Origin of the sequence: Microcoleus sp. B3-A4 (assembly GCF_036705385.1) — a bacterium.
Lineage (GTDB): Bacteria > Cyanobacteriota > Cyanobacteriia > Cyanobacteriales > Microcoleaceae > Microcoleus.
This window is the reverse complement of record NZ_JAUBUI010000116.1, coordinates 1-15,419: the sequence shown is the minus strand read 5'-3', so window position 1 is coordinate 15,419 and position 15,419 is coordinate 1. Positions and strand designations below refer to the sequence as shown.

Genomic DNA, 15,419 nt, shown 5'->3' with positions numbered 1-15,419 from the left:
TTGGCTTCCGCCAGCGGTGACAAGACCATCAAACTGTGGAACTTGCAAAGCCAAAAACCGATTGCCACCCTTGCCGGCCATAGCGAGTGGGTCTCTAGCGTCGCATTTAGTCCAGATGGCAAGACCTTGGCTTCCGCCAGCGGTGACAAGACCATCAAACTGTGGAACTTGCAAAGCCAAAAACCGATTGCCACCCTTGCCGGCCATAGCGAGTGGGTCTCTAGCGTCGCATTTAGTCCAGATGGCAAGACCTTGGCTTCCGCCAGCGGTGACAAGACCATCAAAGTGTGGAACTTGCAAAGCCAAAAACAGATTGCCACCCTTGCCGGCCATAGCGATTTGGTCATTAGCGTCGCATTTAGTCCAGATGGCAAGACTTTGGCTTCCGCCAGCTATGACAAGACCATCAAACTGTGGAACTTGCAAAGCCAAAAACAGATTGCCACCCTTGCCGGCCATAGCGATGCGGTCAGTAGCGTCGCATTTAGTCCAGATGGCAAGACTTTGGCTTCCGCCAGCGGTGACAAGACCATCAAACTGTGGAACTTGCAAAGCCAAAAACAGATTGCCACCCTTGCCGGCCATAGCAATGGGGTCTATAGCGTCGCATTTAGTCCAGATGGCAAGACTTTGGCTTCCGCCAGCGGTGACAAGACCATCAAACTGTGGAACTTGCAAAGCCAAAAACCGATTGCCACCCTTGCCGGCCATAGCAATTGGGTCATTAGCGTCGCATTTAGTCCAGATGGCAAGACTTTGGCTTCCGCCAGCCGTGACAAAACAATAATTTTATGGAATTTCGATTTTGATGATTTACTCAAGGGTGGTTGTGACTGGGTACGTGGCTATTTAGAAAGCAGTCCCAATGTTAGCGATAGCGACAGGCATCTGTGCGATGGTATTCCCACAAATCAATAGGCTTTTGCCAGAAAGTTTGTTTAAAATAACAAGTTAATCTCAAAAACTGCATAAAAACTCCCACCTCAACCTCATATAAAAATCAAACCTTTCTAAAACCCCTTACCCACCATCAACCATGAATAACCAAACCCCTAACTTCTACGCCCTCCTTATCGGTATCGATTTCTATTTTCCCCATCGCTTACCAGAAGGTAACTACTACAAAAACTTGCGGGGATGCGTTCAAGATATTAACCACGTCGAAACCTATTTAAAAGACACCTTCAATCTCACCTCCGACCAAATCATTAAACTCACCGCTACAGCTTCCGACACTCCCAACCAACCCCAAGAACCCCCGGAACTTTTACCCACTTATGAAAATATGGTTGCTAAATTCAAAGAAATAACAGCCAAAGCCCAACCGCAAGATCAAGTCTATATTCACTACTCTGGTCACGGGGGACGGGCGAAAACAATTTTTGAAAGCCTCAAGGGTTTTGGGGGTTTAGATGAAGCGTTAGTTCCGACAGATATAGGTCAACCTAATTCCCGCTATTTGCGCGATATAGAATTTGCTAAATTGCTGGAAGAAATGGTGGAAAAAGAGTTGGTTGTCACCCTCGTACTCGATAGCTGTCATTCCGGTGGTGCAACGAGAGAAATGAGCGGAGATGACCGGATTCGCGGGGAAGGGTTTATTGACACCACTCCTCGACCTACGGATAGTTTAGTCGCCCCGCTTCAGGAATTAGCCCAAAATTGGCAAACTTCAACAGAAAATAGCCGCAATATTACTGTTGTTAATGGTTTGTTACCCGAACCGAAAGGTTATACCTTAATCGCTGCTTGTCGGGATCATGAATTTGCTTATGAAAAGGTTTTTGAAGGGACGGAACGCAACGGCGCTTTGACTTATTTTTTATTAAAAGCTTTGCGGCAATACGGGACAGAAATTTCTGTAGAGGCTCTGTTCAATCAAATTTCTAATCAAGTTCACAACGAATTTGAACGACAAACACCAATGTTGATGGGAGAGACTGAACGCACTTTTTTTGGTGGTCAGTCTGTTGGTGCTAGCCGTAAGGTGCCGGTGATGAAAGTAGATATAAAGAAAAACCGAGTTCAGCTACAAATGGGACAAGCGAGCGGGATTACAAAAGGGGATGAATTTGAGATTTATACATTCAGAACGATAGATTTTCAGAACAGCGAAAACCGCATCATGAGAGTTAAAGTTGTAGAATTGGGAGCATCAGACTGTTGGGCAGAAGTAATAGAAATACCTGGCCTTAGAAGCCTCCATCCTAAGTTAGTAGAAGTAGCAGAAGGAACGATTGAAATTGGTTCTCCTGCTGTTTATGTATCGCCAGGGTTAAAGCAAATTCGCAAAGTTAGAGTTATTCTGCCTGACCCGTTACCACCATTTCCGGGTGTCAATATTGCATTACTTCCTACAATTCTTGAACAGGTGAAAACACAAGTTGAAGGTCATCGTTGGATAGAATTCTGCTCGGACGAAGAAAAAAATGAAAATGTGGATTATTTTGTTTCCCTTACTTCAGATGGCGAATATATAATTTTAGATGAGAATAAGGAGCTAATCAAAAATCTTCTTTTTTCGATTAAAGTCGATGAACCAGAAGCATCTAAAAAGCTAATTAATCGATTAATCCATGTTGCTAGATATGAGACTATTTTAGATTTGGATAACGAGGATGCTTTTGCTAGCTTAAATGGTAAACTTAAGGTTGAAGTGGTTAAATCAGTTAAGCGGCAACCTGTAGTTTTGAATGCTGATGGTAAAGTTCCTGTATTGGAAGAAGAGGAAAAACGTGTTGACTTAATAATTCGCAATGAATCTAATCGAACTTTAAATATTACTGCCTTGAACCTTGATGCGGATTTTAGTATTTCAAAATTCTATCCCGACGGTGTTCCTTATGATGTGGTAGAACCCGGACAAAATATAAGAAGAGAACTCAAACTATCATTACCACAAAATTATGAGGAAGCCGCAAATATTATTAAAGTATTTGCGACGGTGGATGGTACGAATTTTCAGTGTTTGGAATTGCCACCGTTAGACCAATCTCGGAAAGGATTTGGGAAGGAAAAACCGACCAATGCGTTGGAACAATTATTGGCGGCAGTTGTGGATGAAAATAACCCTCAACGAAAGATTACGGTTGTGATTGATGCGAGTGAGGAATGGACGACGGAAAAGGTGGAAGTGATGGTGAAAAAGAGTGGGGTTTGATTTAGAGAATTTTTTAAGAATGCTGCCAAAGCCTATATCCCTCTGCGGTCATTTGTGTTTATCTGCGGTTGTAAGTCAAAAACTTGTTATTCCTGGAAAAGATTAGCCTCATCCTAATCTCAATCCTTTTTCAACATAAAAAGTTAAACACGACTTACGCAACTGGCACTCAATCAAAGCGACAACTGGAATGAATCGGATGAAGCCTGTGAGACGATCGACCCAGCCAACTTCTGAAGTTCCTCAATGGTACGTGTTTCGCAGCGGTGAAGCCAAAGGGCCCTATACGAGATTGCAATTATGGGAGGTTCAGGAAATCACAGCCCGAACCAAAGTGCGGCGCGGGGAAGCCGAGTGGCAGCGCGCCGGTGAAATTCCAGAATTAGCGTCGTACCTCAATCAAAAATAAGACAGTTAAATAATTCACTCTCAAAACTATTCTCGGCGAGGCTGAACGCTTCTCAACAGCTTTAAATATTCAGGTCGAACAGATTCATCAATCTCGTTAGCTAAACTTTTAGGCAAATCGAGTTCGATAATTGACTGCATTGCCCGCATTTTTCCTAAAAAAAACCTCAACTTTGTGAGGGCTTTGCCATGCCAGGAACGAGACTTGAACTCGTGACAAGTGGATTTCCGTTCCACTCCCGATCGATTGCTTGAACAGTAACTGCGAAGTCACAACAGCAATCCGGCAAGAAATTGAAGCCACGTCGCTACTGCCTCAAAAAAAACTGCAAGATCGGGAATGGCAAAGAGATTAAATTGATAGACCACTAATTTGGGATTTACGGTTTCGCTTTTTTTGTATTATTCTATAATGTTAAAGTCTTTTTTCTTCATTTATTGTAGGGAATGGTACTGTTGTCAGGGATTTTTTCAATGCTTCGATCGCCTTTGTCTGTCAAGCGTTCGGTAGAAAAAGACGATAGGATTCGCTGTCCATCAGAATTCTGAAACCCAGCCACATCAGCACGAAAGGGAAAAACTTGCTCGCATAACGGCTGAGTACCAAAGCAATACCAGGTAGATGCGTTAGAGTATAGGACATAAACAGCCAGCAGCAAATCATAAAATAGCAAATCGGTACGATCACAGCCAGATTTTGAATGCTGCTACTAGCAAATAGGGGAATATAGATGCCAAGATTGTTACCACCGTTAGAAATCGTGACTGCGGAAACGCGATAAGTCTGCGGATCGCGAATTATTTCCCACAGCGATGGCTTTCTAGAATCAAATCCGCGAAATTTAGAGTTTCTTTTCAGATTTGCTGATTTATCTTCTGCTGAATCATCCTTATTAAGATTGAGTAAATTTTTCAAGCCAATGAGTATCGGCAAAATCCCCAGTAGCCCCGTCCAAGTTGAGGGAATTGCTAGCCCCAGTATGAAACCAACTAAACTCATCATCATCAATACTGTGAACCCTAGAAGCTCACCAACCACAACGTGCTGAGGGCGAAAAGTACGATTAACTTCACTGAAGAAGGCCGTCAGATAAATATTGTCGTCAAACGTTGTTGCCACAGCAGCAGCTAGCCCGATCTTAAGCGTTGCAATTAACCAATCCATTACCATTCCTCACTTAACACCTATCCGATCGCCGAAACGAGCGATCGTTCAACCATTGTACAAATTACCACAATGTCTATAGGATAGTGTGAGTATCCCCTATTGGGGCGTAACGAGCGAGCAAATCTGGTAGTTTATCCGTATCAAGCGGTGCTTTGACTCGATCCCCCATCTTCAATCGATCCAGCGTCCATCACCTGTGTTTATCAAAAGAGTCATTATGATTAGCCGTTTGATTGACCGTCTGCCTAGAGGCACAGGTCAAAATATCTTACGATCGCTAAGAGCGGTCATTCCCAGATCGCTTGCCTATCGGTTTGCACTGCGATTTTGCCTCAGTCTTGCCACGATTTTGGTCTTGAGTCTGGCTTTTGAGAGTCATGTTGTTGCCGCTTCTGCCTCTGGCAATGTACTCTCCCCTCTAGTCAGCCAGGTAAATCAGACCACACTACCTAAAGAGTCAACAACTCGGGTACTGGAAACTGTGGGACTGTTTGTGGGAGGCATCATTTTCTGTATAGTTTTGGATCGCTGGTTCTCTAAACGTTCTGCTCAATCGGGCAACACACCCTTAGCTGAGCAAGCGCGGCGGCTCAAGCAACTTAAAATCGGTTATCCAGAGGGTATGACAAATCTGGAAGTCCTGCGTGCTAAAGGTTGGCTCGAAAGCCGTTTGCGACCATTTGGGCTGAGTGTTACTTGGACAAGCTTCTTATCAGCTTCTGCTCTGATAGAAGCATTAAGCAATGGGACGATCGATTTCTGTGGCGGCGGTGGTACGGCCAGCATCTTCTCGCAAGCAGCAGATCATGTGTTTGTGCGGGTGGCTAAAGAAAAATATACTGCTCCCAAAGGTCAAGCGATTCTAGTACCAGAAGATTCGCCAATTCAGACGGTTGCCGACCTGAAGGGTAAAAAGATAGCTTTTGACAAAGGCTCAAGTGCTCATTATGTGCTGGTGCGAGCACTGGCAAAAGTGGGATTAGAGTTTAGTGACATTGAGCCAATTTATCTGACCCAGCCACAGGCGCTGCCCCTATTCCGCGCGGGTGAGGTCGATGCTTGGGTGATTTGGGTTCCCTACACGACAACTCAAGTCCGAAGTGCTTATCCAGGGCGCTCGATTGCAGACTTAGAGAGCATCTTTGGTGACAAAGCCTCTTTAGAAGTTCCCACCTATTACTACGCGATTCCAGAGTTGGTACGCGACTATCCCGACTTGCTCAAGGTGATTTTAGAAGAGGTAAATGAAGCGGGAGCTTGGGCTAAGAAACAGGAATTAGAAGCTGCTTTGCGATTGGCAGAACACCATCAAATAGATCCATCCATTGTAGAAACTTTACAGCAACGTAGTGCCGAACGCGCTATTATCCCGATCGACGACCAATCGCTCACGGCCCTACAGCACCAGGCAAATATGTTTAAAGATTTAGATCTGATTCCTGAGCGGGTGAATGTGAAAGATGGAACCTATAGCTTGCAGACCAAGCAAAACTGGACTTATTAATCTGACAACTATACTCAAGTGTAATTTTTGTCTGATATCAAATCCGCGCTTTATCGTCGGGCGTAAAATCGAGTCAACATTCAACACTCAACATCATTCAGTTTTTCGACCCCGAATCAACAGTCAACAGTCATCTGGCTCGTGCAACCGGAATTGATACGAGCTATCTTTTTTTTAGCACAAGTCGGTCAAATATCAGCTCTGTCTGGGTTTCCGGCGGGGTTGTCACTCCGCCACCGGCCAACCTACATTTTGATTAGCTGCATTGCCCGCATTTTTCCTAAAAAAAAGCCCTCAACTTTGTGAGGGCTTTGCGATGCCAGGAACGAGACTTGAACTCGTGACACGTGGATTTTCAGTCCACTGCTCTACCAACTGAGCTATCCCGGCTTGTTTTTTCGCGCTTTACTATCTTAGCAGACACATACAGAATTTAGCAAGCACTTTTTCAAATTAATTTTCGCTCGCCCGGAACCGCCCGCCTGTAAGCTAAAAGCTGCAACCTAAAATCCAAGAATCGCAATGGCACAGCAACATCGGGACAGCGAGGGCAAGAGTCTGCTTGTCTTAGGCATAATTTGGCTGCTGGGGGCAATTAGCGATCGCCTCTGGTTTGCCCTCGATCGATCTGTCCCGGCGTGGGATCAAGCAGACTACCTGACTAGCGCCCTGAAATACTTGCAGGCGTTGCAGCATCCTCAGTGGCTTTCCGGGGAGTGGTGGACAAACTTCTGGCTGCTTTCGACGAAAATTCCGCCCTTGGCATACATCTTAACGGTTCCGTTTCTTCAGGTTTTCGGTACTGGGGGCGATCGGGCAACCCTCGTTCATCTATTATTTAGTGCAATTCTCCTCGCCTCAGTCTACAGTCTGGGCGTCCAATTATTTAACCGGCAAGTCGGTTTGTGGGCCGCTGCAATTTGCGTTTTGTTACCGGGACTTTATCGGTTCCGCTTGCAATTTTTACTCGACTATCCCCTCACTGCTGCGATTACTTTTGCTTTCTATTGTCTGACAATGTGGAAGGCTTCTGAAGGAAGAAGGAAGAAGGAAGAAGGAAGTTCGGCAACGGATTTAACGGATGTAACCGATAGAGCTCAGTTGGAGGAACGAACAAAGAAAAAGTATAAATTCTCCCCCTCCCACACTCCCTCACTCTCCGCGTCATCTTTCTTTTGGGCGATCGCCTTTGGAATTTCTCTCGGTTTATCAATATTAGTTAAACACACTACCGTATTATTTCTATTTACCCCGATTGTGTGGCTGGCTGTGGGCGCTGTGCGGCAAAAAGCTTGGGGAAGATTAGGTCAATTAACTGGTGCTTTGTTGCTGTCGGCGGCGGTGTTTGGGCCCTGGGCGAAAACCAATTGGCTGTTAATTTTGACCGGGGGAAAACGGGCAACGCTGGATTCTGCGATCGCCGAAGGAGATCCGGGCATCAATACGATCGACGCTTGGATTTACTACGGTCAACACTTACCCGAACACATTTCTTGGCCTCTGTTACTTATTCCCTTAGTAGGATTGATACTTTATTGGCGTCGCAGGCAAGATAGTTCGTCAATATTGCATCTCAACTCCTGTCGCTGGCTGGCTGTTTTCTGGGGAGGAGCTTATTTAATTAATTCTCTAAATATCAACAAAGACGACCGATATGTGATACCTTATTTGCCAGTTTTATCTATTTTCTTAGCCTACTGTTTAACGCTGTGGCCTTCTCGGTGGGGACGACAAATTCGCTGGGGTACAATTGGCTTGGCAATTCTGGCGATGCTGTTCCATATCTGGCCGCTGGGAGGTGCTTTTGGACATAGCTTAGTTCAAATTATCAGTCCCGGAAATTCTAACTATCCTTATTTGGGGAAAGACTGGCCGCACCGAGAGGTAATTGCCGAAATTATTGATAGGGAACCTTATTTGCAATCTACTTTAGGCGTGTTGCCTTCGACGCCGGAAATTAACCAGCATAATTTGAATTTTTACGGTGCTTTGGCGAATTTTCAGGTTTACGGGCGGCAGGTGGGAACGAATTTAAAGCAAGTGCCGCAAGATGTGCGATCGCTCTCTTGGTTCGTCACCAAAAGTGGTCCGCAAGGTTCGATTCGCGAACGCATTAAAACAGCTCAAAGTGCAGCCGTAACCGCGATTGAAAAAGGTGATAAATTTGAGTTAGATAAAACTTGGGTTTTGCCAGATTATACTAATTTAAATCTTTATCGCAAGCGAGTGCAGCCTGTCGAAATACAGCCGTTGCATGAAGCGCGATCGCAAGTACAATTAGATCTAGTTACTGTCGCGGCAAAAGCAGTTCCCGGAGTCCCGCTGCCGGTTACTTATACTTGGTCTGGGCCTTGGCAGCAGTTGCAGTCTGGTTTAGTGTTGGTAACGTGGCAAAATCAGCAGTCTGGCGATATTCCACCGGGACAGACTCTCAGGATTTTACACGATCGCGCGATCGCCCAGGCGACTTTGCATCCGGGGATGCTGGAAGCGGATAAATTTGCTGTCGGGTTTCAAGTTGTCGATCGCACCGCGATGCTTCCTCCTGCTAATATTGCACCGGGAACATACAATCTGCAAGCTACTTATCTAAATCGGAAAACCGGTGAAACTTATCCGATTAATGTGCCGGCAGTGAGTGTTAAAATCGAGGCAGAGCCTCTGGATATGCGTTCTCAGGCAGAGCCTGGAAACGAGGATTATACAGATAAGCCTGAGTTAGATTTGGTGACTCAATTGCGGGCGATGGCGGTTAATTTACCCAAAGGATTGCCAGGTTTAGAACCAGTCTTCGAGCAGATTGGGCGCATCAATCAGTACGATCCAATTCAAGATTATACCGTGCAAGCGGAACAAGCGTTAGAATATCGGTTGCAACAGGAACCAAATAATCTAGAATTGGCTTATGCTTTGGCCTTTTCTCGGGTATTGCAGCAGAATGTCAAAAGTTCGATCGCCGCCTTAGAAAAAGTCACTCAACTCGACTCAAAAAACCCTTACGCTTACGCCTATCTCGCTTTCGTACACCTGTACGGGTGGCATCCCAAAGCCGCTCAAACAGCCTTAAAACCTGCTCTAGCTCTCAACTCTAACCTACCGGAAATTAGAGTTTTAAACGGTGTAGCCGCTCTGATGCAAGGTAATCTCATTCAAGCATGGCAAGATTTGCAATACTTAAAAAATTTAAAACTTTAACAATCCCTTTTATTGTGGCACGGGCGTCCCGCCTGTGCTTGCGAAGCGGTAAAAAACAGAAAACCAATGAACCAACCAAGAATTGTCTCTCTAATTCCCAGTGCCACCGAAATTGTAGCACTTTTAGGATTAACCGATGCAATTGTGGGCCGTTCCCACGAATGCGACTATCCCCCAGAAATCCAAAATTTACCTGTTTGCACTCAGCCTAAATTCAATCCCGAAGGAACTAGCAGCGAAATTCACAACCGCGTGACACAATTGTTGCAAAATGCGCTGAGCGTGTATAAAGTAGAAATAGAGACTTTGGAAAAATTGCAGCCGACTCACATTATTACTCAAGCTCAATGTGAAGTCTGCGCTTGTTCTCTTACAGAGGTTGAACAAGCAGTAAGCACGCTGGTAAATAGCAAGCCGGAAATTATTTCTTTGCAGCCGAATCTGCTAGCAGAAATCTGGACGGATATTCAGCGAGTTGCTGATGCTTTGGGCGTAGATGGCAAAAGTGCGATCGACCTTTTGCAATCCCGCATCGATGCTATTACCTCGAAAACACAAGCATCCTCTATTATTACCACAAAAGAGAGACTTCCCAAAGTAGCTTGCATCGAGTGGATTGAACCTTTGATGGCGGCGGGTAACTGGATTCCCGAATTAGTGGCAATGGCGGGAGGCAATTCGCTATTTGGAATTGTCGGCGAACATTCCCCTTGGTTAAAATGGGAATCCCTAGTAGAAGCTAATCCCGATGTAATTATTTTCATGCCTTGCGGCTTTGATTTAAGCCGCACTCGCAGTGAAGCAATGCAGATAACTAAATACGCAGAATGGGCTAATTTGCAAGCAGTAAAAACGGGGAAAGTTTACATAACTGACGGCAATTCTTACTTTAATCGGCCGGGGCCGAGATTGGTTGATTCGTTAGAAATTTTAGCAGAAATTCTCCATCCCGAAATCTTCGATTTTGGCTATCGAGGTAAGGGTTGGCAGCTATTTTTGTAAGTACCCGCAGCTAGCTAAAGCTTTATGTCTATTAATTCTGAATTGCCTGCCATACAAATAAGGACACAACATTGTTGTGTCCTTATTTCGCTTTCATTTAACCGAATCTGACATCAATTGATGCAAAAAACGCTAGTCCTACCTTGTTGAAGCAGGGGGCATCAATACCTTGTCAATTACGTGAATAACGCCGTTGCTAGCTTTGATATCAGCTTTCACAACATTAGCGCCGCTGACAGTAACTTTGCCTGCGCTAACTGCCACATTCAGCGAGGTGCCTTCAACACTTTTAACATCGCCGGATTTCAGGCTAGTAGATAAAACCGAACCAGGAACAACGTGGTAAGTTAAAATCTTAGTAAGTTTGGCTTTGTTGGCCGGTTTGAGCAAATCATCCACAGTTGCTTTTGGCAAAGCAGCAAATGCCGCGTCAGTCGGAGCAAAAACAGTGAAAGGGCCTTTTCCTTGTAAAGTTGTAACCAAACCTGCGGCTCCCAAAGCCTTCGTCAGCGTCTTGAATTGAGCGTCGCCAGATGCAATAGCAACAATATCCTTAGTAGCGGAAGTTGGTGCCGGTGAAGCGCCAGTTGGTGCCGGTGAAGTGCCAGTTGGTGCCACCGGTGAAGTGCCAGTTGGTGCCGCCGGTGAAGTGCCAGTTGGTGCCGCCGGTGAAGTGCCAGTTGGTGCCGCCGGTGAAGTGCCAGTTGGTGTCTGTGAAACGCCAGTTGATGCCGGTGAAGCAGTGGTTTTTACGTTTCCTGCAACTTGTGGAGTTTGAGTTGCATTAGCAACATTGGTGCTGGAGGTGATGTGAGCCCAAGCCGGGAAACCAATCAACGCGCTAGCGCCGATTATTCCTGCGAAACCTGTCAGTTGTTTCATCCAGCTAGGTAAATTTTGATTTTTCATTGCGCTTGCATTTCCTTAGGAGATAAAACAGTGAACATGAATTGTTATGTTAGCCAAATCTCGACAAAAGGCAAGGTTGCCAGAGGCTAAGATAGAGAAAAATTTCTCTTGCATCCCCGATCGACCAAAACTTCCTTACTATAACGCAAGCTGAGCAATCGGGCATCAACCGCTAAATCTGTAACTCAAAACCTCAATCACCGAACCAGTTTGAGGTAAGTCAGCAGATTTGATCGAAATCGTGTCATTATTCAATCGACGCACCGGCGTACCATCCATCAGCGCCAAGAATTCATCTAGCGGCACTAAATCGCACGCAGCAGCATCGGCGGCTTGGGTTTTGAAATGTGTCGGAATCACCATCTTTGGTTTGAGAAGTTGCAAAGTTTGCTTCGCTTCCGCCGGAGTGTAAGCTTTCGGCCCTCCGCCCACGGGAATCAGCACTACATCGGGCCGCCCGATCAAGATTTGTTCTTCAATGCCGATCGGGCCAGCAACTCCGCCCAAGTGTAAAATCTTAACGCCCGCTTGCTGCCACAGCCAGGCCACATTGACCCCAAATCGCCTTCCTCCCTCACGGTCTTTTTCCGTCCGAATCCCTTGAATCCGCAGTCCGTTAGACCTGTAAGCCCCAGGCTCGTACAAAAGGCCGGGATTGCCCGCAAATCCGTCGATCGCCCCTTCATCGAGCAATCGGCTGCTAATCAGAATCAAATCTGTTGGCACTTTAGGAGAGCGATAACCTGCCGTACAGCCCAGGGGGCGAAAAGGATTCACCAGCACCCTCGCACCGCCTCCGGCGAACAAGAAGCAAGTGTGGCCCAACCACTGAACCGACAAGGAATCAGCAGTTTGAGCTTGATAGCTTTCCCATCCAGATGGTAAACCAGTTGCTAAAGCTGCTAGCAAACCCGTCTGTGCGTAACGTATTAATTGTCGCCGTTTCATCTTGTGGTTGGGGTTGTCGGGTGTTGGTCGTTTGTTGTTATACCACAAAACACAGTCAGTCAATTTTAGATTTTAGATTTTAGATTTTAGATCTACTCCACAGATGAATCTGAGATATGGAACTTTCGTCTAAAATTTGGGGTTCACCACAACCATTTTCGGGGGCTTGTATCCTTTTGTGGGCCGTTGAGATGCGAAAATGTGCACCCGAGTTTTACCGTAAAGTTCGCAATGCCCACCCTAAAAATTTAGATAATTTGAACAGTCAGGTGTGGATTCCGCACCCGAAAGATTCAGACAAAAACTCACAATTCACCACCCAACTAAAGCCGTTCCAAGAAATTTCGCAATAATTGCTTTCCCGCAGTCGTCAAAATACTTTCCGGGTGAAACTGTACACCTTCAATGTGCGGATATTCCCGGTGCCGCACGCCCATAATAGTTCCGTCTTCAACCCAAGCGGTAATTTCCAAAACTTCTGGACAACTCTGCTTTTCAATTACCAAACTGTGATAGCGAGTTGCAATCATCGGCGATTCGACGCCCTGAAAAACTCCGACTCCTGCGTGTTCTACCTGAGAAGTTTTGCCGTGCATCAACACGGGCGCAGAAACAATTTTGCCGCCGAATACTTGACCAATACTTTGATGTCCGAGGCACACGCCTAAAATTGGCAGAGTCGGCCCCAATTCTTTGATTAATTGCAGAGAAATTCCCGCATCTTCCGGCCGCCCCGGGCCTGGAGAAATCACCACTGCTGCCGGCTGCAATCGGCGAATTTCTGCTAAGGAAATTTGGTCGTTGCGATAGACTTGCACTTCGCTTGCTACTGGCAACTCAGCACCTAGTTCTCCTAGATACTGTACCAAATTGTATGTAAAACTGTCGTAGTTATCGATGACTATAATCACGGGTTAAGTTAGATTTTAGGTTTTAGATTTTAGATTTTAGATTGACTCGCTGCGTGAAAGCAAGGGTTTCAAGATTTTAGATAGATGCCGAAGATAAAAATAGCTGCAATATAGACGAATAAAACTAAAAATCTCAAATTGGTCATCTAAAACCTAAAATTTTCTGCGTTGAATAAGTTACTGACGGGCGATCGCAATTTGAATGACGACCCACAAAGGAGGAAGCAGAAGTGCAGCACCAACGATGATCGCAGCCATTGCCGATACCAGAACCGCTCCGGCACCGCAGTCTTTGGCAATTTTGGCTAGTTCGTGATAAGATTGCCCGACTGTCAAGTCTACCACCGATTCGATCGCCGTATTCAACAGTTCCATGGCTAAAACTATGCCAATGGTGACGCCGATCACAGATATTTCTACAGGTTTCAGTTGCAAAAATAGCCCGAGTCCGATCGCCAATGTTCCTATAACTGTGTGAATCCGAAAATTGCGCTGAGTTTCAAAAGCATAACTCAGCCCCCCCCAAGCGTATCTAAAACTCGTAGCTAAGCTAGATGCGATTTTCCAGGACAGCTCTCGGTTGTATTTCAAGGCTTTTTTAGGCTCGTGGACTGTCTGGCTAGAAGAGTCTTGAGGCATGGGCAGGAACTGTGCGATTTGTGATGAAATTGAGGGTCTATCTAGTGTCATAAACTACCAACTTTAAGTTACAGAGATGAATGAAAGTTAGACTTTTCAAATTGACTTCATCTAGTCTAGGTAACTTTCCTAAGTTTTTACTAAAGTTTTGGTTTAATTTCAGAAAGTTATGTTGAGCTTGACATGATTTGTTAAGTAACCATCAACTTAAGTTATGCTGTTTGGATCGTAAGACCGATCACCTGCAGCAATTTTTCTTGTCGATCGAGCATTTGAGTCAGACTTTCTTCATCCGGGTGATCCCAGCCCAAAAGATGCAGAAAACCGTGGGCTGCGAGCCAAGCTAGTTCGGTCTTCAGGGGATGTCCTTGCTGCTGGGCTTGTCGGTTAGCTGTATCGATCGAGATGACGATATCACCCAAGTATAGGGGTTCAGATGACTGCATTTCCTCTAGCTGAGGACAGTCTACCTCTAAAGATGCGAAAGCTAGTACATCGGTCGATCGATCGAGCTGGCGGTACTGGAGGTTGAGGGCTTGCATCTCTGAATCGGCGGTTAAACGCAGGCTGACTTCGTAGCCCGGGGCCACTGGCACATCCTCCGCCTGGTTTTCCAGCCAAACGCTAAACCAATTTTCCCAGGTTTCGGCTGAAATCTCCCCGCTGGCTGCACTCTCAGGGAGGTTGGAAGCGTCGGCTGACTGCTGGGCGAGCCCGTAACAGTCTTCGACGTTCACCTCAATTAACATTTTTTTGCTCTCCTGTCAAGGGATATATTCAATTTTTTTACAAATTCCAATTGCGCGATCGAACGGCAGGGGATTTTGCTGTTGCTGGAAAGATACAGTAATCTGTTAGAGATTGCAACAGGCAGGCAGAACAATCAGCTTAACTCCCGATTAAGAAACATCAAAAACATCACCAGAAATTAGAGGCTGATTGTTGGAATCCCCGATTAAGAATTGAAATAGCGATCGAGAAAAGCCAAACCGACGAGTACGCCTAAAAGTCCGGCCGCTGTCAAAGCAAAATGAAACAGAGAAGTCGCCCGCTTGCGAACCATGTTCCGCATCGCCAGTTTGACATAACTAGGTGGAGGTGCATTGTTTGTCGGTGCTGTGGGGGTTTCGGCGGACTCTTCGGAGGCGGGAATTGCTGAGGGAGGTTGACTCATAGTCGTTAGTTTAGAAGGTTAACAGAGGGACTGTTGAGGACAGACTCGTCCCGATGTTAACAAATATGTAACGTTTTGTGTAGGATTTTTTAGCTTTTCGATCGCCCCGGGCCCATTAAAGGGGGATTATACCAACAGATTAATGTGCGATCGGGCTGATTATCAATTCGATATTTTCTTTTCATCTTCAGATACACAAGCATAAATTTAATTCCCGATCCGTGTTCCTGTGCGCTTTAACAAAAATTTTAAATTGTCAAGTCGCACAATCAAGCGACACTCATTTGAGTCAACTCAAATCAGTGTCACCAGAAAAAGCGACTGTTAACGGGACTTAAACAAAAAATACGGTGAAAATACGTTAGAATGCTTGCTATGCAAGCATATAACGTTAAAGAATG

The 15,419-nt window shown here is 45.5% G+C and carries 13 protein-coding genes, 1 tRNA gene and 1 pseudogene; 6 read left to right on the top strand and 9 right to left on the bottom strand.

Annotated elements, in window-relative coordinates:
• The 3 genes and pseudogenes from QUB33_RS26975 to QUB33_RS26965 form a co-directional block, all read left to right on the top strand.
• Positions 1-918: pseudogene (locus tag QUB33_RS26975) on the top strand (WD40 repeat domain-containing protein); the annotation flags it as partial.
• 118 nt (positions 919-1,036) lie between these two features.
• Entirely contained in the window at positions 1,037-3,160 is a 2,124-nt protein-coding gene (locus tag QUB33_RS26970; RefSeq protein WP_333356866.1) for a caspase family protein, read from the top strand.
• Between the two features lie 199 nt (positions 3,161-3,359).
• A complete protein-coding gene (locus QUB33_RS26965; protein WP_333356863.1) occupies positions 3,360-3,569 on the top strand; it encodes a DUF4339 domain-containing protein in 210 nt (69 codons plus the stop codon).
• Between the two features lie 26 nt (positions 3,570-3,595).
• Here QUB33_RS26965 and QUB33_RS26960 read toward each other — a convergent pair whose 3' ends face one another.
• The gene (locus QUB33_RS26960) at positions 3,596-3,805 is read right to left on the bottom strand and encodes a hypothetical protein (protein WP_333356860.1); all 210 of its coding nucleotides are present in this window, start codon (positions 3,803-3,805) and stop codon (positions 3,596-3,598) included.
• Between the two features lie 259 nt (positions 3,806-4,064).
• Positions 4,065-4,733, bottom strand: coding sequence for a cadmium resistance transporter (locus QUB33_RS26955; RefSeq protein WP_333356857.1), 669 nt, complete (start codon positions 4,731-4,733; stop codon positions 4,065-4,067).
• Positions 4,734-4,953: 220 nt separating this feature from the next.
• Between QUB33_RS26955 and QUB33_RS26950 the strand changes: the two genes are divergently transcribed.
• A complete protein-coding gene (locus tag QUB33_RS26950) occupies positions 4,954-6,240 on the top strand; it encodes an aliphatic sulfonate ABC transporter substrate-binding protein (RefSeq protein WP_333356854.1) in 1,287 nt (428 codons plus the stop codon).
• A gap of 317 nt (positions 6,241-6,557) precedes the next feature.
• Here QUB33_RS26950 and QUB33_RS26945 read toward each other — a convergent pair.
• Positions 6,558-6,630, bottom strand: a tRNA-Phe gene (locus QUB33_RS26945).
• 132 nt (positions 6,631-6,762) lie between these two features.
• Between QUB33_RS26945 and QUB33_RS26940 the strand changes: the two genes are divergently transcribed.
• On the top strand, positions 6,763-9,435 hold the full coding sequence (locus QUB33_RS26940) for a phospholipid carrier-dependent glycosyltransferase (protein WP_333356850.1): 2,673 nt from the start codon (positions 6,763-6,765) through the stop codon (positions 9,433-9,435).
• A gap of 66 nt (positions 9,436-9,501) precedes the next feature.
• Positions 9,502-10,437 carry a cobalamin-binding protein gene (locus QUB33_RS26935; RefSeq protein WP_333356847.1) on the top strand — a complete coding sequence of 312 codons (936 nt, stop codon included), beginning with the start codon at positions 9,502-9,504 and terminating at the stop codon, positions 10,435-10,437.
• A 138-nt stretch (positions 10,438-10,575) separates the two neighbouring features.
• Here QUB33_RS26935 and QUB33_RS26930 read toward each other — a convergent pair whose 3' ends face one another.
• The 6 genes from QUB33_RS26930 to QUB33_RS26905 all read right to left on the bottom strand — a co-directional run bounded on the left by QUB33_RS26930 (position 10,576) and on the right by QUB33_RS26905 (position 15,018).
• Positions 10,576-11,346 carry a fasciclin domain-containing protein gene (locus QUB33_RS26930; protein ID WP_333356844.1) on the bottom strand — a complete coding sequence of 257 codons (771 nt, stop codon included), beginning with the start codon at positions 11,344-11,346 and terminating at the stop codon, positions 10,576-10,578.
• Positions 11,347-11,511: 165 nt separating this feature from the next.
• On the bottom strand, positions 11,512-12,294 hold the full coding sequence (locus QUB33_RS26925; RefSeq protein WP_172190728.1) for an MBL fold metallo-hydrolase: 783 nt from the start codon (positions 12,292-12,294) through the stop codon (positions 11,512-11,514).
• Between the two features lie 323 nt (positions 12,295-12,617).
• Positions 12,618-13,205 carry an aminodeoxychorismate/anthranilate synthase component II gene (locus QUB33_RS26920; RefSeq protein WP_333356841.1) on the bottom strand — a complete coding sequence of 196 codons (588 nt, stop codon included), beginning with the start codon at positions 13,203-13,205 and terminating at the stop codon, positions 12,618-12,620.
• Positions 13,206-13,382: 177 nt separating this feature from the next.
• A complete protein-coding gene (locus QUB33_RS26915) occupies positions 13,383-13,895 on the bottom strand; it encodes a diacylglycerol kinase family protein (protein WP_333356837.1) in 513 nt (170 codons plus the stop codon).
• A 161-nt stretch (positions 13,896-14,056) separates the two neighbouring features.
• Positions 14,057-14,593 carry an rRNA maturation RNase YbeY gene (gene ybeY / locus QUB33_RS26910; RefSeq protein ID WP_333356834.1) on the bottom strand — a complete coding sequence of 179 codons (537 nt, stop codon included), beginning with the start codon at positions 14,591-14,593 and terminating at the stop codon, positions 14,057-14,059.
• Positions 14,594-14,799: 206 nt separating this feature from the next.
• The gene (locus QUB33_RS26905; RefSeq protein WP_190662634.1) at positions 14,800-15,018 is read right to left on the bottom strand and encodes a DUF3285 domain-containing protein; all 219 of its coding nucleotides are present in this window, start codon (positions 15,016-15,018) and stop codon (positions 14,800-14,802) included.
• Between the last annotated feature and the right edge of the window lie 401 nt (positions 15,019-15,419).

What these genes read in the sequence shown, in the direction of transcription:
- QUB33_RS26905 (WP_190662634.1), bottom strand. Translation starts at nt 15,018, where the DNA reads ATGAGTCAACCTCCCTCAGCAATTCCCGCCTCCGAAGAGTCCGCCGAA.
- QUB33_RS26930 (WP_333356844.1), bottom strand. Translation starts at nt 11,346, where the DNA reads ATGAAAAATCAAAATTTACCTAGCTGGATGAAACAACTGACAGGTTTC.
- ybeY (WP_333356834.1), bottom strand. Translation starts at nt 14,593, where the DNA reads ATGTTAATTGAGGTGAACGTCGAAGACTGTTACGGGCTCGCCCAGCAG.
- QUB33_RS26915 (WP_333356837.1), bottom strand. Translation starts at nt 13,895, where the DNA reads ATGACACTAGATAGACCCTCAATTTCATCACAAATCGCACAGTTCCTG.
- QUB33_RS26955 (WP_333356857.1), bottom strand. Translation starts at nt 4,733, where the DNA reads ATGGATTGGTTAATTGCAACGCTTAAGATCGGGCTAGCTGCTGCTGTG.
- QUB33_RS26965 (WP_333356863.1), top strand. Translation starts at nt 3,360, where the DNA reads ATGAAGCCTGTGAGACGATCGACCCAGCCAACTTCTGAAGTTCCTCAA.
- QUB33_RS26950 (WP_333356854.1), top strand. Translation starts at nt 4,954, where the DNA reads ATGATTAGCCGTTTGATTGACCGTCTGCCTAGAGGCACAGGTCAAAAT.
- QUB33_RS26935 (WP_333356847.1), top strand. Translation starts at nt 9,502, where the DNA reads ATGAACCAACCAAGAATTGTCTCTCTAATTCCCAGTGCCACCGAAATT.
- QUB33_RS26925 (WP_172190728.1), bottom strand. Translation starts at nt 12,294, where the DNA reads ATGAAACGGCGACAATTAATACGTTACGCACAGACGGGTTTGCTAGCA.
- QUB33_RS26940 (WP_333356850.1), top strand. Translation starts at nt 6,763, where the DNA reads ATGGCACAGCAACATCGGGACAGCGAGGGCAAGAGTCTGCTTGTCTTA.
- QUB33_RS26970 (WP_333356866.1), top strand. Translation starts at nt 1,037, where the DNA reads ATGAATAACCAAACCCCTAACTTCTACGCCCTCCTTATCGGTATCGAT.